Here is a 26,140-nt window from a genome sequence, read left to right as displayed (position 1 = left end):
GTCAGCGTTTTTATATGATAAGTATTGAAATATTATTTCAATTTTTTCTTAGTTGAGCTTGCAGGTTGAGTTTTGGTCTGCTGCTGTTGCCTCATGTAATCTTCCATTCTTTGCTGAAATCCTGATTTTTTCTTTTCTGATTGAGGCTTCTTTTTATTCTCCTGGATCTGTGCATGTATCTTATCATCATTCACAAACATTCGGATTATATATTGTTGAGCAAAAGTCATCATGTTAGCCAGGAAGTAGTAATAGTTAAGTCCTGAAGGGTAACTGTTCAATACTCCAAAGAAAATGATCGGGGTGATATAACCAATGTATTTCATCTGACCAGTAGCTCCTGATACCTGATTGTTGAAATAAGTATAGATCAGAGTAGAAATGGTCATCAGGATACACATTAAACTGATGTGGTTTCCAAGGAAGGGTAAATTGAATCCCATCTGGAAGAAGGCATCAAAAGTTGAAAGATCTTCCATCCATAAGAAACTTCTCTGCCGCAGTTCAAATAAGTTAGGGAAAAAGAAGAAGAATGCCATGATGATAGGAAGCTGCAGCAACATCGGCAAACAACCTCCAAGTGGATTTACACCTGCTTTCTTGTAAAGTTTTAAGTATTCCTGCTGTAGGAGGGTAGGGTTATCTTCACCAACTTTACCCTTGATCTCATCCATTTCTGGTTTAAGGATACGCATCTTAGCCATTGACAGGTAAGACTTGTATGTTAATGGTAATAGAACCATTTTAAGTAGAATGGTCAATACCAGTATGATTAGGCCATATCCCCATCCAAATCCTTCAAGGAAGTTAAATACAGGTAATACCACCCATCTGTTGATATACAATAATGGCCAGTAACCAAGGTCTATCTGTTTTTCAATATCAAAACCCTGCTTCTCAAGAATATTAAGCTGATTCGGGCCAAAATAGAAGTCCATTGGAAATGCAGTCTGATCCTGCCTTTGAACCGGTATCTGCATATTTGCTGCGAAGCTCTTTACTACACCTGCATCAGGGCTGGTTGTTACCGTTAATTCGCCCTTATCAAAACTGTTTTTTGCAATCAGTACATTTGAAAAGAAGTGTTGTTTGAATGAAAACCATTTAATCTTTCCTTCATTTAACTCTTTGGTCTCAGACTTAGTTAAATTAAGGTGGTCCACACTCTCGTCGCCTTGTTTAAAATATGCACTTGAGTATTTTTGCTGCTCACTGGGCAGGTCTTTTTCTTTTTGTTTTAGTACAGTTTCCCAGTTAAGTGTTATACTCTTTTGGGTAGGTGCAATTACATCCTGCATACCTTTGGTAGCAATGGTCAAACCAACATTATAGCCCTCGCCTTTAAGACTGTAGATATAATCGATGTACTTTCCTTCAGAATGAGTAAGCCTCATTGTTACTGAAGAGGAGTCAGTTTTGCTTACTGATAAAGAATTCACTGATGGGGTAAAGTAAAGCTCGTTGGTATTGATATTTTGTCCTGCAGCACCGAAGATCAATCCAAATTTATTGCCTTCACCCTCAAACATAACCAATGGTTCTTTAGAGTATGTTTTAAAGTTTTTAAGCTCAACCGATGCTATTCTTCCACCGCGACGGCTGATTTTTACTTTAATTGATTCGTTTTCAATAACTACAGGCTCGCTGCTTCCGGATTGGGCAGACCCAAATGGACCTGATTTGATCAGGGTTGAATCTATTGCAGGTAAGGCTACTGTTTTGGCGGTATCCTGAACAATTACAGGCGATTCTGCCTTTTTTATCCTTGCTATTGAATCCTGACTTTGTTTTGCTTTTTCCCTTTTGATATCTTCATCTGAGGGTTGCATTAAAAAAGTTGAGCCTACTAATATGATTAAAATCAAAAAGAGACCCGTAAATGTATTTCTATCCATTACGTTTAATAATCTGTTTTGCTATAATGCTTTTACTTCTTTTTTGAATGAAGAATTGAAGCGGCGACAAAGTTAACAAAAAGTGGGTGAGGATTATCAACTGTAGATTTTAATTCGGGGTGGAATTGTCCAGCAACGAAAAAAGGATGATTTTTCAACTCGATGATTTCAACCAGATTGTTTTCAGGATTTATACCTGAGGCTATCATGCCTGCATTTTCGAATTGCTCTAAATACTTATTATTGAATTCATAGCGATGGCGATGACGTTCAGTGATTCTGGTTTTACCATAAATTGCAGCTGCTTTAGTGCCTTTTTTCAGATCACATGTATAAGATCCCAAACGCATGGTACCACCTTTGTTTTTTACTTTTTTCTGCTCCTCCATCATTGAAATCACCGGATTTTTGGCGTTCTCATCTATTTCACTGCTTTGCGCATCTTTAATTCCAAGTACATTTCGTGCGAATTCTACAACTGCACATTGCATCCCAAGGCAAATTCCGAAGAATGGAATCTCATTTTCTCTGACATATTGAATAGCCTCGATCTTGCCTTCAATACCACGACTTCCGAATCCGGGAGCAACAAGTACACCATCAAGACCTTTTAGTTTTTCAGCAACATTTTCTGTGGTTATACTTTCTGATTGAATGCACTTTACTTTAACCTTGCATTCATTTTTAGCCCCTGCGTGAATAAAAGATTCATTTATCGATTTATAGGCATCGGGTAATTCAACATATTTACCTACCAGGCCAATAGTAACTTCATTGGTTGGGTTTTTTAAACGTCCCAGAAAATCCTTCCAGCTTTCAAGATCAGGTTCGTTTTTTTGAGGTAGTTTTAATTTACTTAAAACAGTCTTGTCTAATTGCTCCTTCAACATAAGCAAAGGAACATCATAGATCGTAGTAGCATCTATCGATTCAATTACCGCATTCAGATTAACATTACAGAAAAGGGCGATTTTTTTGCGTAATTCCTGAGGTATGTGATGCTCTGTACGGCAAACTAAAATATCTGGTTGAATACCATATTCAAGCAGCATCTTAACAGAATGCTGTGTAGGCTTAGTCTTCAGCTCACCTGCAGCAGCCAGAAAAGGAACCAAAGTTAAATGTATAACCAGAGAATTGCCTGAACCAAGTTCCCAGCGTAATTGTCGAACAGCTTCGATAAATGGCAGCGATTCAATATCACCAACAGTTCCACCTAGTTCAGTAATTACAATATCAAAATTGCCTGTTTCACCCAATATTTTCATATTGCGCTTTATCTCGTCAGTAATATGGGGTACAACCTGTACTGTTTTACCCAGATAAGCACCTTCACGCTCTTTATTGATCACATTCTGATAGATACGACCTGTTGTGATATTATTTGCCTGTGAGGTAGGAACATTCAGGAAACGTTCATAATGTCCAAGATCAAGATCCGTCTCAGCGCCATCTTCGGTAACATAACATTCGCCATGTTCATAGGGGTTTAAAGTTCCCGGATCGATATTAATATATGGATCGAACTTTTGAATGGTTACGCGGTAACCTCTGGATTGCAGAAGTTTTGCAAGAGAAGCGGAAATAATACCCTTTCCTAACGACGAAGTAACGCCGCCCGTAACAAAAATGTATTTAGTCATGATATCTGTAGGATTTCTAAAAGCTTTTATTGAGATAACAGAAATTATCCTGTTGAAGGCAATAAAAACATCGTATTGTACGGGATTCAAAATTAGGAAAAATTTCCATATAGATTTTATTTGTTGAGAAATTTACGGGTGTTAATAAATCAGTTGACATTTGATTATTAATAATTTTCAATAGATAATTATTGGAGAAGTAGCCTGATTTAATCAATATTCTCAAATTTTAGCTTCAAATTCAAACTGGAATATCCAATTACCAAAGTCCTTTGTTTTAACTACCTTTGTCTTTATTTAATAATTATTTCAGCAACTTGACATTTAGCGATTTTAACTTTGATCCTCAATTACTTGAGGGTTTGCAGAGTATGGGTTATGTTAAACCTACTCCAATACAAGCACAGGCAATTCCATTAATACTTCAACATAAAGATCTGATCGCCTGTGCACAAACCGGCACAGGAAAAACAGCGTCCTATTTATTACCAGTATTGCAACATATCAGTACATCGGATAAAAAGCATACTAAAGCTCTTATTCTTGCTCCTACACGGGAGCTTGCTCAACAGATCGATCAACAGGTAGAAGGCCTTGCCTATTTTGCAGGCATAAGTTCCATTGCTGTTTATGGCGGTGGTGATGGTATGATCTATGAACAACAGCGCCGTGCCATGATGGATGGTGTGGATATTGTTATTGCAACACCTGGAAGATTAATTGCACACCTGGCCTCCGGGGTAATTAAATTGGACCATCTTCAATATCTTGTTTTGGATGAGGCTGACCGCATGCTCGACATGGGTTTTTATGAAGATATTTTAAGGATCATCGGTAATTTGCCTAAAGAACGTCAGACATTGCTTTTCTCGGCAACTATGCCTCCGAAGATCAGAACTCTGGCAAATACCATTTTGAAAGATCCACAACAGATTAATATTGCTCTTTCTCAGCCTGCAGTTGGTATTTCTCAGCAGGTTTACATGGTTCATGATAATCAAAAAGTTAAACTCATTAGCTCCTTGCTGAAAGGAGGGGATTATAAGAGTGTTTTAATTTTCTGTTCCCGTAAGGAAACAGTTAAAGATCTGAACCGAACTCTCCGCAGAGAAGGTATCAAATCGGAAGCATTTCACTCAGATCTTGAACAGGAACAACGTGAGACTGTTTTAAGAGCATTTAAAAGCAGGGTTTTGCCTGTGATTATTGGAACCGATGTTTTAAGCAGAGGAATTGATGTTGAAGGAATCAGCCTGGTGATAAATTTTGATGTGCCACCAGATCCTGAAGATTATATCCATAGAATTGGAAGAACAGCAAGAGCCGAAACGACAGGAACAGCCATTACTTTTGTCAATGAAAAGGATCAGCGAAAATTCTCATTTATTGAAAACCTGATCGGAAAGGAAATCCCTAGAATGACATTGCCTGAAGAACTTGGTGAAGGGCCGGTTTATAGTCCCACAACCAGAAGGCCTTCAACAGGAGGTAATAACAGGAACGGAAAGAAAAAGGTCTGGGTTAAGCGAAAGGCTTGATTTTATCATTTAGAACAGCTATTTTTATGTCAAATGCCCTTATTTCATATAGGCATATAGGCATATAGGCATATAGGGCTATGCTATATTGATAGTTTGTGATTCTTAATTTATTCTTTGAATGATAAGTCTCGAAAACAATTTCCTAAAGGTTACTATTAATTCAAAGGGTGCTGAATTAAGTTCCCTCTTTAATAAGCTGAATGGACTGGAGCATTTATGGCAGGCAGATCCTTCTGTTTGGGGATTTCATGCTCCCAATTTGTTTCCGGTAGTGGGATCATGCATCGATAATCAAATCCTGATCGATGGTCAAAAATACCCTGTGAAAAGACATGGTTTTGCACGTCACTCCGAATTTGAACTAGTTGATTCCACAAGTACCAAGGCTAAATTCATCCTGAATTATTCGGAATCTACACTTGCAGTATTTCCGTTTAAATTTGCGTTTGAGGTAACATATGAGCTTCGGGATTCAGAACTCAGTGTTTTATATCATGTGATTAATCTTGATGATCATACCATGTATTTTTCTATTGGAGCTCATCCGGCTTTTAATATTCCATTTTACGAACATGAGGATTACACTGATTATTATTTAGAATTTGCAGCCACTGAAGTGCTGGAAAAACATCTTCTGAATAGTGATGGTTTTTTTACCGGCAATACAGAGAAGCTTGTTACAGAGTCAAATAGGATTAATCTGAGGCCGGATCTATTTAAAAGCGATGCCCTTGTATTCAAAAAACTTGTTTCAAGAGAGGTGCTGATTAAAAATCATAAGACCCCTAATTTCATTTCTATTTCTTTTCCTGATTTTACGTCATTGGGAATTTGGGCACCGCCTGGAGCTGACTTCGTTTGTATAGAACCATGGTTAGGCTATGCAGATACAGAAGGTGAATTGAAAGATTTCAGCCTTAAAGAGGGTATACTTTCTCTTGAAAGCTCCAAATCTTTCAAGGCTGAATTTATTATCGGTGTGAATTAGTCTGACATTATTTATTATTTGTCTTTCGCCTTTAGTTTATCCTGGTTCTTGCTTTCCCGGATCATGTCTTTCATATTATCCATTTCAGGGCCATCTTTTAAGGCTTTCCAATCAAATTTCTCATCAAATGGATCAAGGGCTTTCTGCGGATCAAAAATTCTGGCGTCTACAGGAACAGCCTTGTATGGAGTGAAATCCGGAGTTTCTGTAAACATATCTCCAAGATCACTGGCAGATGCATCGTACTGATTCAGGTATGGTATTCCCAGGATATTCCAGAATGTCTTAAATATGCTTCCAAAACTTGTGTGAGTATGACTTACATGATCTCTCCTGATATATGGCGATACAGCCATTAAAATACTTCGGTGTGCATCAACATGATCCACTCCATTTTGGGCATCATCTTCTGTAATTACAATGAGCATATTTTTCCAATAGGGGGTATGGGAAAGAAATTCAACTACCCTGCCCAATGCCAGATCATTATCGGCCATATAGCTCTCCCGGAAAGGATATCCTGCTTTAGGACGTTCAGCTGCACCATGATCATTGGGTAAAATAACAGTCAGAACAGCAGGCATAGCTTCTTTACCTTTACCCCATTTCTCATTAAACTCCTTTTCAAATACCGTAGCTCTGAATTGATCAGGAATAGCCATATTGTAGGTTGGATAGGAATAGGAGGTCTTGGAATACAATGATTTTGGCATTGGGTAATTCGCAATATGTTTGATCCCTCCATATTTATAATGGTCTTTATAATCACCGGGCTCGAACATTACTCCAAAACCAAAATTGAAATAGTTGATCTGATTTCTGGCCAAATGATCCCACATGGATCCTGCTTCATTATAATCTTCAGGAAAAATTGCTCCTGCCGATCCATTGATACCTAAATTACCTGGTGCATTCGAATCTTTTTTATAAGTCCTGTTATCTCCATAACCTGCTGCCGTAGTTGCCTCAACCCATTGGTTAGGGTAGGTGTTAACAAGCCATCTGTGCCCATCTGCAGATACATCAGCATCTACATAAAAATTATCACTGATTGCAAAGTTTCCGGCAAGTTTCTGATGATTGGGCATGATATCAGCATTCTCAATTCGAATACTTTTGTCACTGTTACTGAATGTTACTCCCTTACCATATCTTGAAATTGTAGAGTCGCCTTTTGCTTTTTTTACCTGACCAAAAACTTCATCATATGTCCGGTTCTCTTTGGAAATGAATACGATATGTTTTATTGGAGATTCTTTTTGGCCAGGATAAAGAGGAACCGGATTTTTCTTTCGCCAATCAAAGGATGGATCAGATTCATCTTTGATCAGGAAATTATTAGCTATGACCTCTCTGGTGGTATTCAACAATTCTTTATCCACAGGAATATCTGTAACCTGTACATTTCCATTCATCAAACTGCCAATATAACTTCCTGCTGAACCTTGTTTAAATGTTAGTCCGCCATTGGGTCCGCTTCCAAACCCTTTAGCATTGGCGATGATCAGCTTTTTACCGTCAGGTGATACTTTTAGTTTTGCCGGAAACCATCCTGCCGGAATATGGCCGATCACTTTCAGTGTTGGGACATCAATTACCGCTATTGCATTAATTCCTGATTCGGCAACATAAACCCGTTTCTCATCCGGGGAAACTGCCAGTCCAAATGGAATTATGCCTCTTAGCTTACTTAGTTTTTCCTCAGTACTAAGTTTGATATGTGTTATTATTTTTTGTTTACGACTATCAAGAACGGTTATGTTATCGTTGTTACCATTACTGATAAAGACATAATTACCTGCAGTAACAATCGAATTCGGACTTGAACCACCGACTGCCGGAACTCCGTCAACTATTTGTCCGACAAGGTTACCTGTCTTAGTTTTTGAGAATACCCTTGGTTTCAATGGGTTATTGACCTGTACAGCCCAAACTGAGAATGATTCAGGTGCATTCACCGGGCCAAGTCCTTTCACCTTGATGGAATCATTTTCAAAGCCTTTTTCTGCTTCCGGGGTGTCATATGCAAAGGCTGGTTTATCTACCGATGTATTTTGCCATACTCCCTTGTCTTTCCGTTTTATATAACTGTACTCAAACATTCCAACATTAGCTACATATACCGTGTTTTCATCTTTTGAGAGAGTTATGCCAAAAGGGTATCTTCCTACGGGGCAAGATGATATGAGTTTATTCAGTTTTGTGTCAATACAGATCATCCTGAAACCGATCTGGTCTACAGCATAAAGAAAGCGTCCGTCCTTGCTCAAAACCATATCGCCAATAAAACCATGGGAATAATCAAATTTAATGCTCTTGGATCTGCAGTCGATTGACCCCAGTGACTTGCCTGTTTCAATATCAAATTTGTATACTTTATTAGCCTGTCCGCCAGCTACATAGACAATTTTATTGTCGGGTGATATGGCCAACCCCATAAACACCGATTCAATAATACCTTTATCTCCTTTTGGTGATTCAGGGACCTGCATGATCTCAGGATTTTCTGATTGAATGTTTTTCAGGATACTGATTGAAAGCGGACTTGTACCCGAATTTGCTGTAATCGCTATATTTCCATCATTACTGATTGCAAGTCCATAGGGGTGGGGAGCAACCTGATGCGTTTTTCCTGAAGGACTGATGATCCGGCCATTAGGAAGAATGGTTTGTCCATTTTTACGGATAATAACATATTCATCACCTGCTGGCGCTGAAATTATAGCTTTAGGAACCTGAGAATAGCAGGTCGCAGAAATTAGTGCAAGAATAATAAAGCCTGTGATTTTTTTCATATTGAACTATATTGAAAATAAGATTGAATGTCGCTGGAGCTTATAAATTAATCAAAATACAAAGTATTGCATTTCTATCCGTATACATATTAAAATCATGTTATGAGATTGTATATTTTTAAAGGGAATTTATGTTTTTGATTGAACAAATAATTAAAAATGAAAAAATCCAATCTGCTTAGTCTGATCTCCGCATACGTGCAAGATATTGGTCCATATCATCCTCATAGATCATTTCACACTGCCAGCCGATTTTTTCTGCAATTTGTTGAAGCATGGGAAAATCAACATAAAGCCACTTAAACCACTTGCCCTTAATTGATTGATATTCATATTGGTATGAAATTTCCCCATAATAATTGCTGGCAATAAATTCATCAGCTTTGTACAGATAAGCAATATCAGAAGAATCAAAAATTACCTGTCCGCCTGGCAATAAAAGCCGCTTTAAATAATCCAGAAAGTTATGAAGTCCTTTGATATCACCGCAAAGCCCAATTCCATTCATTAGCATTATTACTGTGTCAAATTGCTCAGATTCAAACTGAAGGATATCAGCATTGATTACCTTTTTAACACCCCTTCTTCGCATGATATCACATGCTGATTCTGATATTTCGATCGCCGTAACATCGATGCCCCGATTCTGTAAAATTAAAGCATGGCTGCCTACACCGGCCCCGATATCCAGAGTATTGCCTTCACAAAGTTCAATAGCCATGGATTCAAGTTCTGTCAACTCATTTTTAGTCCTGTAAAAAATATCCACAGGCATATCTTCCGGCTTTCCATAACTGTTATGCAGCCATAATTTGCCTTTTTGTCTTCCCTGATAATGATCCTTTAAAACTCTGCCGAAAACATCCATTATTATGTGTGATTATATCTAAAAAATATTTTTGAGATATAAAGCTGTTAATTATTTTTTGGTGTTAATTTTAGCAAAAATACAGCTTATGATAAGATTATCCTTATTTTCTGACTAATGTCCGGATACTAAGAATATTATTATTAAAAGGTAACAGTTTTAATGATACAATACTAATATTATTAGTATATTGTCGATTCGTTTTTTTATCCGGATGTTTCATTTTATAAATTTAAAAGCATGTCAACAGAAGTAAAATGCCCTTCATGCGGCCATTCATTTCCTCTCGAAGAAGCAATTGGTAAGGAATATGAGCAGGAGTTACGTGATAAGATGATTGCCTGGCAGAAGAAGAAGGATGAGGAATTTCTAAAGAAGGAAGAGGATTTTAAATTTCAGCAAAAAGCACTTTCTGTTAAATATGAGCAGCAGCTGGCTCAGGAAAAGATCAATCTTGAGGAAGCGGTTCGTAAAAGTATTGCTGTAGATTTTGAGAATAAATTAACCTTTTTAGAAAATACCAATAAAGAGAATCAGGAAAAGTTAAAACTTGCCGGTCAGAAGGAGCTTGATTTTATTAGAAAGGAGCAGGAGCTTAAAACCAGAGCGGAAGAAATGGAATTGGAGATCCAGCGGAAAATGCAGGCCGAACGCAACCAGATCGTTGAGCAGATAAAAAAACAGGAAATTGAAAAAAATCTGCTAAAAGAAACAGAGCATCAGTTAAGAGTAAAGGAGCTGGAAAAGCAATTGGAAGATCAGAAAAAGCTGGCTGATGAAATGAGACGCAAAGCCGAGCAAGGTTCTATGCAATTGCAGGGCGAGGTTCAGGAACTAATACTGGAAGAATTGTTAAAGAGTACCTTCCCCTTTGATACTATAGGTGAGGTAGGCAAGGGTGTTCGCGGTGCGGATTGTATTCAAACTGTAAGGAATAAATTCGGTCAGGATTGTGGCAAAATTATCTATGAAAGCAAGCGGACCAAAGATTTTTCAAACGATTGGATAGATAAGCTCAAAAAGGATATGCGGGGGGCCGGAGTTGATGTGGCTGTTATTGTCACTCAAAGCTATCCCAAAGGCATGAATTGTTTTGGTGAAAAAGATGGTGTATGGATCTGTTCTTTTGAGGAAGTAAAGGCTGTAGCATATGTTTTAAGGGATGGTATTCTGAGACTTTATAATTCTTCCAAATCACAAGAGAACAGGGGGGATAAAATGCATATGCTTTATGATTATCTGACAGGGACTGAGTTTTCAGAACAATGGAAAGCCATTCGTGAAGGTTATATGAGTATGCGTTTGTCTATCCACAGAGAACGCGATGCAATGGAGAAAATGTGGAAAATGCGTGAAAAGCAATTAGATAAAGTGCTGTTGAATGCATCAAGTATTAAAGGTTCTATTGAAGGAATTGCAGGTGCAGACACGATATCGCTGAGCTTATCGGATGATGAAGATGAGGCTCTGCTGCTTGAATAATAATTGACCAGGCGATAATAGCGTACCGATACCTTTCTATCCCAATTGGATTATAAATACATCATTGACTTTGAAATTTAATAAGCCAATTGAGCTCGATATAGTTTAATGGGCTAGTGTAAAGCACTTTATCCAAAGAAACCTTCGTTGAACAAATCCTTATAAATAATCCTCAATTCAAATAATCATATCTTTTATGCAAAGTTGTGCTATTGGTTAAGATTTTGTCGTTGCTTTACATGAAATTTTATTTTTGTATTGATTTTTAAATTTCTTTTAAAAAGACGAGCTATATATTAGATATTTTAGAGTCAAGATTTACTAAATAAACTGGCGGAAGATAAAATCCACATAAATTAGGAACAGGAAATTATTATCTTAATGAAGATCTGTTTGCTTTGCTGACTCAGAAATGATAGCAATATCATAAGGCGATTGTTATTAATGAGATTGGTTATTACCAATGTTAATGAATGGGCAGGTTAAGGTTGGCGGGGCGTATGAAGAAGATGAGGGGGAATTGGGGATAGTTGCGGAGGATTCTGTATCGTATAATGTATCTAATGATGAAATATAAAAAAACACAACCTACAATTTCTTATCAAGACTTCTACAATTTAGCTAAATCAGCAAATAGCTTCAATAGCTTAACAGGTAAATTTTATGATGTGATAAGCATCAATGACTCAACGATGAACTTTGTTCGTAAGTCCTCGGGAATGCAATGGAAGATGGATTTAAAAGGCGTTCATCAAGCTTACTTGGAACTGAACGATTTTAAAACAGCCAATTTTAAGCCTTATGTGCCTCGTACACATTCACCGGCGTTGGGATTATTATTGCATTTGATGTTGTTGGTGAAGTAAGTTGTTAGAAGATGGAAGAATTTTATGAATACCTTGATAACTCAGTGCTGGAAATTTCCAAACAATTTAACATTAGTAATTTAATTGCAATTCAAGATGTTTATGATGAAAACGATTATTGGACTCGTTTAGCAAATTTTAGTTTTTTTAATAAGATATTTGATGAACATCGCTATCATTTTCTTTACGAAATACAAGGATTAAGTTGCCAAATTCACTTCGGCCTGGCAAACTGTTTTTTATTCAGGGATAAGATAAGTGCCAAACAAGGTAGGCCAAATGTTTATAATCATAGATACACATTTATGATCGAATCTACCATTCATTGTATATATGCTTATTGGAATAGGGTGGGACTCGTTTTAAATACTTATTTAAAAACTCTAAAAGATATCAAACGAACATATTTTTCAGGGGTGGTTCAGCAACTTCGACTTGATTACCCTGAGTTGTTAGGAAACCCATATTACCTTTGGATTAACGATGTAAAAACGAATTTGGATGACTTAAATAGGAACGAATTTGCACATAATAATTCTCTGATTATGCAGAATTTTCTTCCAGAATCTTATGAAGGTCAAAATCAAATAGATTTATTAGCATTCCCGGAATTGCTCTTATCGCATAACAAATATATAGTTGAAGAAATAGACAATTTGGTGAACCTGATAGAAGTATTGGAAGGAATAGTGCTAAAAAAATAAATATGAAAGTTAAAATAATATTCATTATTTTTTTTCTCAGTTTGGGCTATGCGACAGCCTTTGCGCAAGTTTCGACCATGATAAATAATTTTAAAATAGCTTATGTTAATGGAGATATTGACAATTATATCGATGAAAGTGAAAGAATTGTTGATGGTTTGACTCAAGAAGAAAAGAATAGAGGCCAACGTATACTTGAATTATTTAAGTTATTAACAGGCAAACAACAAGACATGTCAAATACTGAATTCAATAAAGCATTAGCGGATGTAGGTATTGGTACTATTTTAGAAAAAAATATTAATAACCATCTCATTTTGATTTATTTTAATGCAGGTGCAAAACGTACTTATTTGGTTTTTAATCAAGGTGCTAAGGGTTATAGGTTTAAGTTAAATGGAACTTATCATTCCTCAACAGGTAATTCTTCGAACAGTTTTGATGGAGGGATTTCTGCTCTTCACGTCAGATCAATACAATATACTACAACACCATATAAATACTCCGTAATCTCTGTTACAGAAATACCATCAATTTTTTAGCTTGTTGATCAATAAATGACTCTTTTAGTAAAGAGAAATACGAAGAAATAAATTAACATTGTTTTGGAACAACTGAAAGAGCTTTTCGCAATTAAAATCCATGAGTGTTATCAAACAAATAGCACTCCTTTGCGTGTAGAATGCGAAGATGGCTCTCAGTATATAGTAAAAACAGTATTTAATAAGAATCCACCGTTAATCGATTTAATTAATGAGGTTCTTTGTAACTATTTCCTCCAGTTATGGAAAATTCCAGTGCCTCAACAGGCACAAATTACCATAGACAAGGAATTAGTAGAATATTTCGTAAAAGAAGGTAAATACATGGATAAGAGATACGAAAATTACCATTTGTATTCTCCTCAGTTTTTTGGAACAGAATATATTAGTTCCGTAACTGAACTGGATATTTTTAATTTAAACCTTAAAAATAAGTTTGATTTTAATAAATACACTAATCCGGTAGACTTTATTAAAATTGCTGTTTTTGATAAATGGATTGGCAATATGGACAGGCGTAAGGGAAATCCTAATTTACTCTTAGCTGCCTCTGGGGATGGTTTTACCTTTATTCCGATAGACAATACGCAAGCGTTTGCTTATCAGCCTAATTATAAAGATTTGAAATTAGCTATAATGGATAGGGCAGACAATAACTCTATCATGTTAACACCCATGTTCAAAAGTATTTGTAATTTTGTTAGTGTGAATGAGGTAAAAAACTTATCATCTGAAATTTTATCAAATATTAATGATACTTTGGAAAGTATTGATGATGTTTTAGAATGTGTCCCAAAACACTTTGGATTGAGTAAAGCGGGCAAACAGAAAATAAAAGAAATCTTATCAAACAAGGAAAGAAATAAAACAATTTCAAGTATCTATTTAGGTTATTGCAAATGAAATCATTCTATAGCATCGTACGGTTTATAAATAACTCGCTAACCAACGAAAACTTAGCGGTGGGGATGGTTGTGATTTCTGGCAAAGATGTTTTTTATAAGTTTTCAGTTGAAAAGGTTAGTCTTGTGAAAAAAATCAATCCCCTAAATGTTTCATTATTAGAATATACACTCGATAAAATCAAATCTTTTATTGATGATGAAATACTCTCTAATAAGCCTTTGTTTAGTGATTTAACTTTTAACGTTGAATATTTAGAGCGCTTATCCATATATAATAACGGTTTTTTAAAATTTGACAAGCCATCGGGTATTAATATGTCTTTTGATAAAGAAAAGTTTGATAATTTCTTCAAAAGGTATATCGAGCTGAATATTGAGATACCACCCAAACCAATAATTGATCGTACGTTTACTAATGCGGTAAATAAAGCTTTTATCGTGCCTTTAAAAGATAAAATTGATATTAATTACAAAATGAAAAAAGGGGTTATACCTAATTTATTTTTTGATTATAGGTTAGACGGTATTGGAATGAACGGAGTGATTTACACTGTAAAATCTATTGATTTAAATGCTGAGCCACCAATAGATAAACTAAATACTCAAGTTACTGATTTAGAAAGTCTTAACCATCGTATAGATTTATTTGGAAGGGGAGAGTTGAGTATTCAGCCAGAAGAGAATAAACATTATTTAGTAGTAGATAAATACCAGGGAAAAAAGGCTTCTTATAGAAATTTATATGAGATGCTGAAATCTCAATCACCTAGCGATTATTCATACTCTGTCATTGGAACTAATGAACTTGCAAAAGTAACCGAGGACATCAAGAAAACCGGAGCAAAAAAGTTTTCTGAGGTTCTAAGTGAAATTCAATAATTGTCTTTCCTAAGACTATGAAACCCAAAACTCCCCCAAATACACACTATCCGATTGCCTGCTTCGGTCGGCAGCGATAAAAGCCAGGTAAACATGATAGGGGTAAGGCGAGGGATGAACAGGTACCAGTACTTCACCGGAAGTCCTGTCACTGCCCAAAACCAGGCCATAAGCACCGTTTTTCAGATCATAAGCCATCACCATGGCCTGATCATGAAGAAAGCCTCTTTCCCTAACCGGAGTCCAGCTGATACGGAAGGTATTCGGTTCCTGCATGCTGCATTGTATATTTTCGGGAAGGGGTAAATTTCCCGAACTGATTTTTACAAGCGCAGGGTCAATCCGGATTTCACCATCAATTACCTGAATACAATTCTTCATTAGCCATGATTTGGCTGCTGTAAATCCCTGAAATCGTTCATTATAGCCCTTAAATCCAACCCTAACAAAATCTGTAACAGGTTGTAGCCAGGCTTGTGCAGCCGCAAATTTTTTGCGGTTAAGAGCCTCGCCTTCCTTTGGCTTTTTGGTCCTTTTTTTATAAAGACCCTTCATATATCCTATACCATTTACAGTATAACCTATCACAGCCCCCGCCTTTCCTACAAAGGGGCCATTGATACCATTGATTAATCTTGCCATAACTCTTCGGTTTATGTCTATACTAAATATAGGAAAAGTTCCGGAGAAATTCAAATTAAACACTTGGTAACCAGGAATTAAACCCGTACTAAACACGGATATACTTCTGTTTTATTTGTGTTTTGTCCGCGTTTAGTCCGCGTTTACTCTGTGTTTCTATATAATCAGGCATCCATGTGTCTCTTACATGTCTCGGCCTATTAACTTAAATCTCAATACTCAATACTTAATACTCAATACTATTCTGCTACCTTTGCATTTCAAAATAAAAAATCTGTTTGCATGGTCTTGTTAGAGAAATTAAAGCTGAGTAAGCCCTTGGTCAGAGCGATGACTGATGCAGGCTACCTGGGTCCCAAAGAAATTCAGCTTAAAACGATGTCCCGTATTCTGGGAGCACAGGATATTATTGCCATTGCACCTCAGGGCTCAGGTAAAACAAGTACTTATGTTCTTGGTTCATTGATGCGCTTAAAATATGGCTTTGAAGAAGCTCCCAGAGCTTTGGTGCTGGTTCCGGATAAAGAGCATGTTTTAGCGGTAATTGAACGATATGAACTTTTAAATAAAAATAAAACCATACGGATCGTAGGATTATATCCTGAAGGAGGAATGGAATCGCAGATGAATGCTCTTGCAGATGGTGCTGATATCGTGGTTGCGACTCCTGATCGTGCAAGGGCTATCTATCTGAAGCTGGGGCTGAATCTCAATAAGATCATGATGTTTATAGTGGATGATGCTGCAGAAATAGTGAAGCGTGGCATGCAATTACCTGTTGCCGAACTTGCCAGAAGTATTGTAAAATGTCAGCATTTAATATTTACGGATGTATTTCATGATAAACTGAATCTCCTGACCAGTCAGTTTATGAACCAGGCAACAACTTTTGAAATTGATGACCTGGGAGAGCAAAAGCTGGAGACTATCGACCAGATCCTTTACAAGGTTCCGGATTTTAAAACGAAAGTCAATCTGCTCAATCTTTTATTAAAAGACAAAGACGTATTTAGTAAAGTGCTTGTGTTTGTAAATACGAGACTTACTGCCGAAAAGGTATTTAAAAGCCTTTTTAAATACCTTGATAAAGAAATTGCGATCTATAAACCCTTGTTTTTCGATCATCCGGGTTTTGACCTGATCGATGATTTTAAACAATCTGAGGATACAAGAATATTGCTTGTAGCGGATGATCTTAAGGAATCATTAGACCTTAATGATATTCCATTTATTTTCCATCTGGAGATGCCGCTTGAAATGGAAACTTTTATAGGCAGGATCGTAAAGAACACTTCCATTGAGAGCGGTGAAGCTCTCGCCATTAGTTTTGCAACTGATCTGGAACTGTCAATGGTGAAAAAGATCGAGCAGGCTATTGGCCTCCCAATTCCATTGGCTGAATTACCTGAAGATCTTGTTATCGAAAAGGACAAACCTAAGAAGACTGTTAAAACTGAAGTTCAGGAGACTGAATCAGGTTCAGCATTTCATGCCAAAAAACAAAGCAACATAAAAGATTATAATTACAGCTCCAGAGAAAAGGCAAAAATGAAATTTAAAAACAGGTAGTCGCGATTTTATTGTACCAAATGAAACGAACGATATTGTCCTTTTTGATAATTTTTATATTCAGCTTTTTCGCTGAAGTTAAAGCCGGTTCTGCACCAAAAAGAATCCTAATCTTTTATAAAACGGCAGCGTTTAAACATCTTTCAATTCCATCAGGAATAGCTGCTATATCCAAATTAGGACGGGAGCATAAGTTTCAGGTTGACACCAGTTCCAATGCTTCTGTTTTTAATAAGGAATCACTGAAAAAGTATAAGGCAGTTGTCTTTTTAAGTACATCAGGTGATATGCTGGATAGCATACAACAGCTCAATTTTGAAAATTACATTCGTTCAGGGGGTGGATATATGGGAATTCATGGTGCCTCAGCTGGAGAATATGGATGGTCATGGTATGGAAGACTAGTGGGTGCAGTTTTTAATGGACATCCTGTACAACAGCAGGCAACATTTAAGGTGATTGATCCAAATCATTCTTCCACACGTCATCTGCCCGCATTATGGAATATAAAAGAGGAGTTATATAATTTCAAAAATATCAATCCTGATATTCATGTGCTTTTAACCGTTGATGAGTCAAGTTACAAAGGTGGAACAAATGGAGCTTATCATCCTATGGCCTGGTATCATAAATTTGAGGGCGGCAGAGCATTTTATACTGCTTTAGGCCATGCAGATGATAAATATACAGAACCTCTTTTTCTGAAGCATATTCTAGAGGGTATTCGATATGCTATGGGGAAATAATTCAATTTTATTTACCGGTTAATTGAAAGATATTTGATCAAAGATGCTGTGTGGAATATGGTGAGAGGTTCCAGCCTTCGCTGGAATGACAAGCGTTGTTTAGGGGGAGGGGAGATTCCAGCCTCCGCTGGAATCGCAATGCAGAACCGTATAATAGATAGTGTTACCCTTTACTCATTTTTTTTCTTTATGTATTTCGCGGATTGCTATTTTGGGGAATGAGGGAATATTTTGTTTACATGCTTGCTAATAAATATCATAACGTTTTGTATATCGGTTTTACTAACAATATCCGTAGAAGAGTATACGAGCATAAACTAAAGCTCGTTTATGGATTCACGAGTAAGTACAATTGCAATATTCTGGTGTGGTATGAAAAATTTACTGATGTGAACTTAGCTATCGCCAGGGAAAAACAATTAAAGGTCTGGCAACGATCCTGGAAAAATAATTTAATTGAAAAACATAACCCTGACTGGTATGATCTTGCTGTGGATTGGTTCGTTAAAAGTAGTAAGTAACCTGAGCCGATTCCAGCGAAGGCTGGAATCTCCTCTCCTCCCTATCTGTTTGTCATTCCCGCGAAGGCGGGAACCTCCCGATCCTTAACTTAATTGTATCGTCCTAAAAAAAGTTTACAGTTTTTGATTTAATCCTGAAATATGTTTACAGGTTGACATTGACCGCGGCATGAGCGGGATGATTTTAATTTTAATTGATCATTTACATTTTTATCCAGACACTAGTGATTATCTTTCTTCCAAATTAAAGATTGATAAAAACCTCACATAAATTAAAAACCAGAATGAAGAAGCGCAAGATTGCAGTAGCTATAACAGGGGCAAGTGGTTCTATATATGCGAAGGTATTATTCGATAAGTTAACAATCCTGAAAGATCAGATAGCCGATCTTGGAATCGTTATGTCGGATAATGCTAAAGATGTCTGGACTCATGAACTTGGTAATAATGCCTACAGTGGATATGGATATAAGTTTTTTGATAAAAGAGACTTCACAGCGCCTTTCGCATCTGGTTCTGCTGGTTTCGATACTCTGATCATTTGCCCCTGCTCGATGGGAACATTGGGCCGCATTGCAGGAGGTATTTCTGATGATCTGATAAGCCGTGCTGCCGATGTAGTTTTAAAAGAAAGGCGTAAACTGATCCTTGTGGTAAGAGAAAGTCCCTATAACCTGATCCATATCAATAATATGAAAACGGTTACTGAAGCAGGCGGAATCATTTGTCCGGCAACTCCTTCATTTTACAGTTTGCCTCAAAGTATTGAAGAGGTGGCTGAAACTGTTGTGAACAGAGTTATAGATCTTGCTGGTTTTAATCATGATTCCTATCGCTGGGGAGATCAATAAATATAGCTAATTCAATTGCTGAGGTATCATACTAAGCATTTCAGGCACATTTCTTATCTTTGCCAGAATCATGAGTAAAAAGGTTGCATTTTATACATTAGGCTGTAAGCTTAATTTTTCTGAAAGTTCGGCAATCGGACGGCAATTCAATGATGCTGGCTTTGAAACTGTACCCTTTACCGATCAGGCAGATGTTTATCTTATAAATACCTGTTCAGTTACGGATCATGCAGATAAAAAATGCCGTAAAGTAGTAAAAGAAGCATTAAAACATTCTCCAAATGCCTATATCGCTGTAGTTGGATGTTATGCTCAGCTGAAACCCAAAGAGATTTCAGAAATTCCTGGAGTTGATATTGTACTCGGTGCTGCAGAGAAATTCATGATCATCGATTATATTACCGACCTGACCAAACAGGAAAAAACTCAGATCTTTAATCAGGATATTTCCGAGGCAAAAGAATTTATCTCGTCCTATTCTTTTGGCGAAAGAACCAGAACCTTTTTAAAAGTTCAGGATGGTTGTGATTATACCTGCACATTTTGCACTATCCCATTAGCAAGAGGAGCGAGCAGAAGTGATACTATTGCTCACGTTATCGATCAGGCAAATGAAATTGCATTATCTGGTGTGAAGGAAATTGTACTTACAGGTGTAAATCTTGGCGATTTTGGTATCAGAGATGGTATTCGTGAAGATAAATTCTTCGATCTGATTCAGTCTCTGGACAAGGTGGAAGGAATTGACCGAATCAGGATATCTTCAATTGAACCTAATTTGCTATCTAATGAGATCATAGAATTTGTATCTCAATCCAATAAGTTTGTTCCTCATTTCCATATTCCTTTACAATCAGGTTGTAATAAAGTTCTCGCTCTTATGCGCAGACGCTACAAAAGAGAATTGTACTCAGAAAGAGTTGCAACCATTAAAAGCCTGATGCCTGATTGCTGCATTGGTGTAGATGTAATTGTAGGCTTTCCGGGCGAAACACATGATGATTTTCTTGACACCTATAATTTTTTGAATGAGCTGGAAGTTTCATACCTGCATGTTTTTACCTATTCAGAACGTGAAAATACTCCTGCTGCTGAGATGAAAGGAGCAGTGCCAGGTTCTGTACGTGCAGAACGAAGTAAAATGCTTCATATATTATCAGAAAAAAAACGCCGGGCTTTTTACGAAACACAAATTGGAAAGTCAACCGAGGTTCTTTTTGAAGCTGATCATAAGAATGGGTTCATGCATGGCTTCAGCCGTAATTACGTGAAAGTTAAGGCACCTTACGACCCTCTGCTTATTAATGAGATCAAACAGATTAAGTTTGAAAATATTGCATCTGATGGCGATATGGAAATCTCTGAGCCTGCTGAAAGCTTAGTTCATTAAAACCTTTTCGGTCATTTTCATATTATTCTCTCCAGATTTTATAGATTAGCTTAACATTGTATATCCTTTCAAGATTAGACAAAATATATGTTTCCAACCATCACGCACCTGATTGAATATTTAACAGGTTTACACATTCCTCTCCCGATCCAGACCTTTGGTTTTTTTGTAGCAATCGCATTTGCAGCAGGTTATTGGGCACTTTCTCAGGAATTTAAAAGAAAGGAGAAACTTGGACTTGTTCATCCTTTTACAAGGGATGTTAAAATAGGAGAGCCCGCATCGATTCAGGATCTTGCTTTAAATGGAGTATTCGGCTTTTTTGTTGGGTATAAACTTCTTGACGGACTTCTAAACTATACTGCTTTTGTTGCAAGTCCACAGGAATTTATCCTCTCAACCAGAGGTAGTTTTTTGGGAGGATTGATTTTCGCTGCTTTATTTGTTTATTGGGCATATGCTGAGAATAAAAAGGAAAAGTTAAGCCATCCTAAAATTGTTAAAGAAACAGTACATCCTTACCAGATCATGGGCACCTTATTAATGTGGGCAGCTATCTGGGGATTTCTGGGGGCTAAATTATTTCACAATTTCGAATACTGGGATGATTTTGTAAAAGATCCGATTGGGGGGCTTTTATCTTTCAGCGGACTTACCTTTTACGGTGGTTTGATAATGGGTGGGGGAGCAGTGCTTTATCATGCCAATAAATACGGTGTCAAGTGGATCCATATGCTTGATATTGCTGGCCCCGGAATGATGCTCGCCTATGCTGTAGGTCGTATTGGTTGCCAGCTTTCTGGTGATGGTGATTGGGGTATAGTGAACCTGGCTACAAAACCTGCCTGGTTAAGCTGGGCTCCGGATTGGGTTTGGGCATTCAAATATCCTCATAATGTGGTAGGAGAAGGTGTTCCAATTCCCGGTTGTATTGGCCCTTTTTGTAATGAATTACCATTGCCAGTCTTTCCAACCCCTTTTTATGAGGTTTTAATGGGTTTAGCGATTTTCGCTTTATTGTGGGGTTTCAGACATAAAATAAAGACTCCGGGTTTGATGTGGTCTATCTATTTGATATTTAATGGAATAGAACGTTTTCTTATTGAATCGATTCGGGTTAACTCAAAATATCATGCATTGGGTTTAAGTTTTACTCAGGCTGAACTTATTTCAACAATTCTGGTTCTTTTGGGCATTGCAGGTATATTCTGGTCCATGAAGAATGGAAATAAATACGCTGTTTCCTGATCTATGGAACTTTCTAAACTTACCGGGGAAGTAATTTCATTAGCAAAAGAAGTTGGAAAATTTATCCGTGCTGAAGCGCTTGTGTTTGATCGTGACAACGTAGAATACAAGGGATTACATGATATGGTGTCCTATGTAGATAAAACAGCTGAAATTAGACTTGTTAAAGGTCTTTCTGCCTTATTACCGGAAGCAGGTTTCGTTACGGAAGAAAAAACCAGCAGTAAAAAAGGTGAAAAATACAATTGGATTATTGACCCTTTGGATGGAACCACCAATTTTATTCATGGAGTTCCAACTTTCTCTGTCAGCATTGCTCTTCAATGTGATGAGGAGCTTGTTTTAGGAGTAGTTTATGAGATCAATAGGGACGAATGTTTTTCAGCATGGAAAAATGGAGGCGCTTATTTGAATAATAAGCGTATCTCAGTATCTAAAGCACCAGCAATTGAGAATACATTACTGGCAACCGGGTTTCCTTTTTATGAATTCGCAGATATGGAACCTTATTTGAATGTATTAAGGGTATTAATGCAAAAATGCCATGGAATTCGCCGAATAGGCTCTGCTGCAATTGATCTTGCCTATGTAGCTAGCGGGAGGTTTGATGGATATTTCGAGTACAATCTAAACTCATACGATGTAGCCGCAGGTATCGTCCTCGTAAGAGAGGCAGGTGGTCATATTTTTGATTTTAAAGGGGGTGATCAGTGTATCTTAAGAAGAGAAATAATTGCAACAAATGGGCATATTTCAGAAGAATTTGTGAATATAATCAAGCAATATTTTAATTAAATTTACATTAATGTTAATTTATAGCTCGAACGATTATGTCAATCACTAAAAAAATATTAATAGCTCTATTGGGAGTTTTAATAATCATTCAGTTCATTAAACCTGCAAAAAATCAGTCAAGTGCGCCAAGCCCAAATGATATTTTTGCAAATTTTCAGGCATCAGACAGTACCAAACAGCTGATTCGTACATCCTGTTATGATTGTCACTCAAATAACACAGTTTACCCATGGTACGCAGAAATACAACCTGTTGCCTGGTGGCTTGCAGATCATGTTAATAAAGCTAAATCTGAATTGAATTTCTCTGAATTTGCAAGTTATACCCCTAAAAAAGCGGATCATAAACTGGAAGAGGTAATAGAAGTAATTCAGGAAGGAGAAATGCCATTAAAGTCCTACACACTGATACATGGAAATGCAAAATTATCAGAAGCCCAGAAAACAGAAATAATCACCTGGGCAAAAGAACTTAGAAATCAGATTAAGCCTAATATTAAATAAAAATCTGAACATAAAAAAAGCCCTGAACTATCAGAGCTTCTTTAAAATGATTTAATATTCTTTATAAAGCTTCCGAAACTACTTCTGTAACTTCAGGAACCATACGTTTTAGTAAATTTTCAATCCCAGACTTAAGAGTTATTGTCGATGACGGACATCCGCTACAAGAGCCTCTGAGTTCAACGGTAACAATTCCTTCTTTAAATGATCTGTAACTGATCGCACCGCCATCCTGTTCAACTGCCGGGCGAACATAATCATGTAGTATCTGCTGAATTTTTATTTCAGTTTCTGAACCTTCAAAACTTGCTAATGCTTCTTCCTTCTCTACTATATTTAGTTCTGACTCGACAGCACCTTTGACAAATTCTTTTAAAATTGGTTCAATATCTTCCCAGCTTGCTGTTTCAGATTTAGTAATCGTAACAAAATTACTGGCGAAAAAAACGCCGGTTACGAAATTGAATTTAAATAGTTCCCTTGCAAAATGTGATTTTTCAGCACTTTCCTTTGTTGCAAAGTCAATGCTGTTATTAGTTAATAGTTTATTTACTAAAAACTTACGCGTTGCGGGGTTGGGGGTAATTTCTGTATATACGTTTGTTGTTGAAGCTGCAGTACTCATAATAATAAGATTATATACAAAATTAACATTTTTTAAGTGTCGAATCTGATCAAATAAAGTTATGACACGTGAATGACTGCCTGAATCCCTGTGTAATTAGCAGGTGAAATAGATTTAAGTTCTGCCTTTACCTGATCTGAAATGTCAAGCCTGTCAACAAATTCAGCGATAGTATTCCTGTTAATTTGCTGATTGGTACGCGTTAGATCTTTGAGAGCTTCGTATGGATTAGGATAACCTTCTCTTCTCAAAATGGTCTGAATAGCTTCTGCAACTACAGGCCAGTTAGCTTCCAGATCTGCATTAATTGCTGATTCATTCAGTAATAGTTTATTGAAACCTCTTAAGGTTGATTTCAATGCGATCAGGGTATGAGCAACCGGTACTCCAATATTTCTGAGTACGGTTGAATCAGTTAGATCACGCTGAAGTCGTGAAACAGGAAGCTTTGCGGCGAGATGCTCAAAAATAGCATTGGCTAAACCTAAATTACCCTCAGAATTTTCAAAATCAATTGGGTTAACCTTATGTGGCATTGCAGATGATCCAACTTCGCCGGCTTTTATTTGCTGCTTAAAATAATTCATGGATATATATGACCACATATCCCTGTTTAGATCAATTAGTATATTATTGATACGTTTCATGGCATCACAATGTGCCGCGAAATTATCATAATGTTCAATCTGAGTGGTGTATTGCGATCGGTTAAGCTTTAAACGCTCATTTACAAACTTATTTGCAAACTCTGTCCAGTTTATGGCCGGGTAGGCAACATGATGGGCGTTGAAATTTCCGGTAGCTCCACCGAACTTGGCAGAATAGGGAATGGCCTTTAATTGAACTAACTGAGCCTCAATTCGCTCCACAAATACCTGCAATTCTTTTCCCAAAAGTGTTGGCGAAGCAGGTTGTCCATGAGTATGTGCCAGCATTGGTATTTCTGACCATTCCGACACACGTCCCTTTAAATGAATAAGTAATTCATTAATTGTTGGTAGATATGAGTTATGGATAGATAATTTAAAAGAGTGAGGAATAGCAGTATTATTGATATCCTGAGAGGTAAGCCCGAAATGAATAAATTCCTTGTGCTCATCCAATCCCAATTCTGAGAACTTATCTTTTATGAAATATTCAACAGCCTTCACATCATGGTTTGTTGTTTTTTCTATTTGCTTAACTGCTTCAGCATCCGAATCAGTAAAATTATTGTATACAGCTCTTAAGGATTCAAAATTAGCATGATTAAAATGCTTCAACTGTGGTAATGGTAATTCACAAAGTGAAATAAAATACTCTATTTCCACATATACCCTGAATTTGATCAATGCAGCTTCTGAGAAGTATGATGACAATTCTTTTGTAGAATTGTGATAGCGGCCATCTATAGGAGAGATGGCAGATAATGCGGATAATTTCATATATCGGTTTTTTGCGAAGTTACGATTTTTGAACTATATCGTATAGATCCTGTATTTGTCATCCCTGAGTATTTGTATTCAATCTTTTATTCTTACAGGAAATATATTTTCAGGAAACTTTGGAATTTTAAAATGTTTCCATAGTTTTACGCCGGATAAAAAAAGAATAACAATTGGACGTAAAAGAGTATATAATTGCTGAGTCTGACAAGCTTTTCTGCCAGTATGGCTTTAAGAGTGTTACAATGGATGATATCGCAAAGCATTTGGGGATGTCTAAGAAAACGATTTACAGTCACTTTAGTGATAAAAATGAGATCGTGAACATTGTGATTGAAATTAAACTTAACTCTCAAAAATGCCTTATCAGAGATAATATTGAGTGTGCAGAGAATGCTGTTCACGAAGTCTTCTTCGTTGTAACAAATATGAAGGAACAATTATCTAATATGAATGCTACATTATTCTATGATCTGCAAAAATATCATCCCAATGCCTGGATATATTTTAAAGATTTTCGTGAAAAACATTTATTTACCACCATTCATAATAATTTAACGTGAGTTCGATATAAGAAATCAGATTTTCAAGAATTATTTTTAGTTTATAACTATTTGATAATGAATAAGTAAGCATATTTTATTATATTTAAGTGTCGAATTTAAAACAAATAATCTATGCTTACTCTTGATAAAATTACAGAAATTTTCTTCCTGGC

At 36.7% G+C, this 26,140-nt stretch carries 24 protein-coding genes; 17 read left to right on the top strand and 7 right to left on the bottom strand.

The window, feature by feature from the left end; translation table 11 throughout:
- Positions 1–32: 32 nt before the first annotated feature.
- Together yidC and BLR27_RS08935 are read right to left on the bottom strand one after the other, a co-directional pair.
- Positions 33–1,895, bottom strand: coding sequence for a membrane protein insertase YidC (gene yidC, locus BLR27_RS08940; RefSeq protein WP_090703995.1), 1,863 nt, complete (start codon positions 1,893–1,895; stop codon positions 33–35).
- A gap of 32 nt (positions 1,896–1,927) precedes the next feature.
- Positions 1,928–3,538: a CTP synthase gene (locus tag BLR27_RS08935; RefSeq protein WP_090704172.1), complete on the bottom strand. Its 1,611-nt coding sequence runs from the start codon at positions 3,536–3,538 to the stop codon at positions 1,928–1,930.
- A gap of 317 nt (positions 3,539–3,855) precedes the next feature.
- On the opposite strand from BLR27_RS08935, the gene BLR27_RS08930 reads away from it, so the two are divergent.
- Positions 3,856–5,076, top strand: coding sequence for a DEAD/DEAH box helicase (locus BLR27_RS08930; RefSeq protein ID WP_090704170.1), 1,221 nt, complete (start codon positions 3,856–3,858; stop codon positions 5,074–5,076).
- Positions 5,077–5,197: 121 nt separating this feature from the next.
- The gene (locus BLR27_RS08925; protein WP_090703993.1) at positions 5,198–6,067 is read left to right on the top strand and encodes an aldose 1-epimerase family protein; all 870 of its coding nucleotides are present in this window, start codon (positions 5,198–5,200) and stop codon (positions 6,065–6,067) included.
- A gap of 14 nt (positions 6,068–6,081) precedes the next feature.
- Here BLR27_RS08925 and BLR27_RS08920 read toward each other — a convergent pair whose 3' ends face one another.
- Both BLR27_RS08920 and BLR27_RS08915 read right to left on the bottom strand, forming a co-directional pair.
- Positions 6,082–8,862 (bottom strand): hypothetical protein, encoded by a 2,781-nt coding sequence (locus tag BLR27_RS08920; RefSeq protein ID WP_090703991.1) that lies wholly within the window; start codon positions 8,860–8,862, stop codon positions 6,082–6,084.
- A gap of 178 nt (positions 8,863–9,040) precedes the next feature.
- On the bottom strand, positions 9,041–9,730 hold the full coding sequence (locus BLR27_RS08915; protein ID WP_090703988.1) for a class I SAM-dependent methyltransferase: 690 nt from the start codon (positions 9,728–9,730) through the stop codon (positions 9,041–9,043).
- Positions 9,731–9,970: 240 nt separating this feature from the next.
- Here BLR27_RS08915 and BLR27_RS08910 point away from each other — a divergent pair, with 240 nt between their 5' ends.
- The 6 genes from BLR27_RS08910 to BLR27_RS08885 all read left to right on the top strand — a co-directional run bounded on the left by BLR27_RS08910 (position 9,971) and on the right by BLR27_RS08885 (position 15,108).
- Entirely contained in the window at positions 9,971–11,212 is a 1,242-nt protein-coding gene (locus tag BLR27_RS08910) for a DUF2130 domain-containing protein (RefSeq protein ID WP_090703985.1), read from the top strand.
- Positions 11,213–11,775: 563 nt separating this feature from the next.
- On the top strand, positions 11,776–12,078 hold the full coding sequence (locus BLR27_RS08905; protein WP_143007718.1) for a hypothetical protein: 303 nt from the start codon (positions 11,776–11,778) through the stop codon (positions 12,076–12,078).
- A gap of 11 nt (positions 12,079–12,089) precedes the next feature.
- Complete coding sequence (locus BLR27_RS08900; protein WP_090703981.1) at positions 12,090–12,782, top strand: hypothetical protein; 693 nt, start codon at positions 12,090–12,092, stop codon at positions 12,780–12,782.
- 2 nt (positions 12,783–12,784) lie between these two features.
- The gene (locus tag BLR27_RS08895) at positions 12,785–13,324 is read left to right on the top strand and encodes a hypothetical protein (protein WP_090703979.1); all 540 of its coding nucleotides are present in this window, start codon (positions 12,785–12,787) and stop codon (positions 13,322–13,324) included.
- Positions 13,325–13,387: 63 nt separating this feature from the next.
- On the top strand, positions 13,388–14,227 hold the full coding sequence (locus BLR27_RS08890) for a HipA family kinase (RefSeq protein WP_090703978.1): 840 nt from the start codon (positions 13,388–13,390) through the stop codon (positions 14,225–14,227).
- Entirely contained in the window at positions 14,224–15,108 is an 885-nt protein-coding gene (locus BLR27_RS08885; protein ID WP_090703976.1) for a hypothetical protein, read from the top strand. Before BLR27_RS08890 ends, BLR27_RS08885 begins: the two co-directional genes overlap by 4 nt.
- 15 nt (positions 15,109–15,123) lie before the next feature.
- Here the strand turns inward: BLR27_RS08885 and BLR27_RS08880 are convergent, their stop codons facing one another.
- On the bottom strand, positions 15,124–15,750 hold the full coding sequence (locus BLR27_RS08880) for a DUF6266 family protein (RefSeq protein ID WP_090703974.1): 627 nt from the start codon (positions 15,748–15,750) through the stop codon (positions 15,124–15,126).
- Positions 15,751–16,032: 282 nt separating this feature from the next.
- Here BLR27_RS08880 and BLR27_RS08875 point away from each other — a divergent pair, with 282 nt between their 5' ends.
- The 8 genes from BLR27_RS08875 (at position 16,033) to BLR27_RS08840 (ending at position 23,373) form a co-directional block, all read left to right on the top strand.
- Positions 16,033–17,319, top strand: coding sequence for a DEAD/DEAH box helicase (locus tag BLR27_RS08875; protein ID WP_245704485.1), 1,287 nt, complete (start codon positions 16,033–16,035; stop codon positions 17,317–17,319).
- A gap of 20 nt (positions 17,320–17,339) precedes the next feature.
- The gene (locus BLR27_RS08870; protein ID WP_090703972.1) at positions 17,340–18,065 is read left to right on the top strand and encodes a ThuA domain-containing protein; all 726 of its coding nucleotides are present in this window, start codon (positions 17,340–17,342) and stop codon (positions 18,063–18,065) included.
- A 239-nt stretch (positions 18,066–18,304) separates the two neighbouring features.
- Positions 18,305–18,586 carry a GIY-YIG nuclease family protein gene (locus BLR27_RS08865; RefSeq protein WP_245704484.1) on the top strand — a complete coding sequence of 94 codons (282 nt, stop codon included), beginning with the start codon at positions 18,305–18,307 and terminating at the stop codon, positions 18,584–18,586.
- 284 nt (positions 18,587–18,870) lie between these two features.
- Positions 18,871–19,437: a UbiX family flavin prenyltransferase gene (locus BLR27_RS08860; protein WP_090703964.1), complete on the top strand. Its 567-nt coding sequence runs from the start codon at positions 18,871–18,873 to the stop codon at positions 19,435–19,437.
- A 70-nt stretch (positions 19,438–19,507) separates the two neighbouring features.
- The gene (gene mtaB, locus BLR27_RS08855; protein WP_090703959.1) at positions 19,508–20,827 is read left to right on the top strand and encodes a tRNA (N(6)-L-threonylcarbamoyladenosine(37)-C(2))-methylthiotransferase MtaB; all 1,320 of its coding nucleotides are present in this window, start codon (positions 19,508–19,510) and stop codon (positions 20,825–20,827) included.
- An 87-nt stretch (positions 20,828–20,914) separates the two neighbouring features.
- Positions 20,915–22,075, top strand: coding sequence for a prolipoprotein diacylglyceryl transferase (locus tag BLR27_RS08850; protein ID WP_090703955.1), 1,161 nt, complete (start codon positions 20,915–20,917; stop codon positions 22,073–22,075).
- Positions 22,076–22,078: 3 nt separating this feature from the next.
- Entirely contained in the window at positions 22,079–22,870 is a 792-nt protein-coding gene (locus tag BLR27_RS08845) for an inositol monophosphatase family protein (RefSeq protein WP_090703952.1), read from the top strand.
- Positions 22,871–22,905: 35 nt separating this feature from the next.
- Complete coding sequence (locus BLR27_RS08840; protein ID WP_176767649.1) at positions 22,906–23,373, top strand: heme-binding domain-containing protein; 468 nt, start codon at positions 22,906–22,908, stop codon at positions 23,371–23,373.
- A 61-nt stretch (positions 23,374–23,434) separates the two neighbouring features.
- On the opposite strand, the gene BLR27_RS08835 is transcribed toward BLR27_RS08840, so the two are convergent.
- Together BLR27_RS08835 and purB are read right to left on the bottom strand one after the other, a co-directional pair.
- Positions 23,435–23,998: a NifU family protein gene (locus BLR27_RS08835; protein ID WP_090703948.1), complete on the bottom strand. Its 564-nt coding sequence runs from the start codon at positions 23,996–23,998 to the stop codon at positions 23,435–23,437.
- A gap of 59 nt (positions 23,999–24,057) precedes the next feature.
- A complete protein-coding gene (gene purB / locus BLR27_RS08830; protein ID WP_090703945.1) occupies positions 24,058–25,422 on the bottom strand; it encodes an adenylosuccinate lyase in 1,365 nt (454 codons plus the stop codon).
- 173 nt (positions 25,423–25,595) lie between these two features.
- Here purB and BLR27_RS08825 point away from each other — a divergent pair, with 173 nt between their 5' ends.
- Positions 25,596–25,985, top strand: coding sequence for a TetR/AcrR family transcriptional regulator (locus tag BLR27_RS08825; protein WP_090703941.1), 390 nt, complete (start codon positions 25,596–25,598; stop codon positions 25,983–25,985).
- Positions 25,986–26,140 lie beyond the last annotated feature (155 nt).

The sequence above is a fragment of the Daejeonella rubra genome (assembly GCF_900103545.1).
GTDB classification, from domain to species: Bacteria; Bacteroidota; Bacteroidia; order Sphingobacteriales; family Sphingobacteriaceae; genus Daejeonella; species Daejeonella rubra.
Note: the sequence above shows the minus strand (reverse complement) of the source record. Positions and strands in the feature narration are given on the sequence as shown.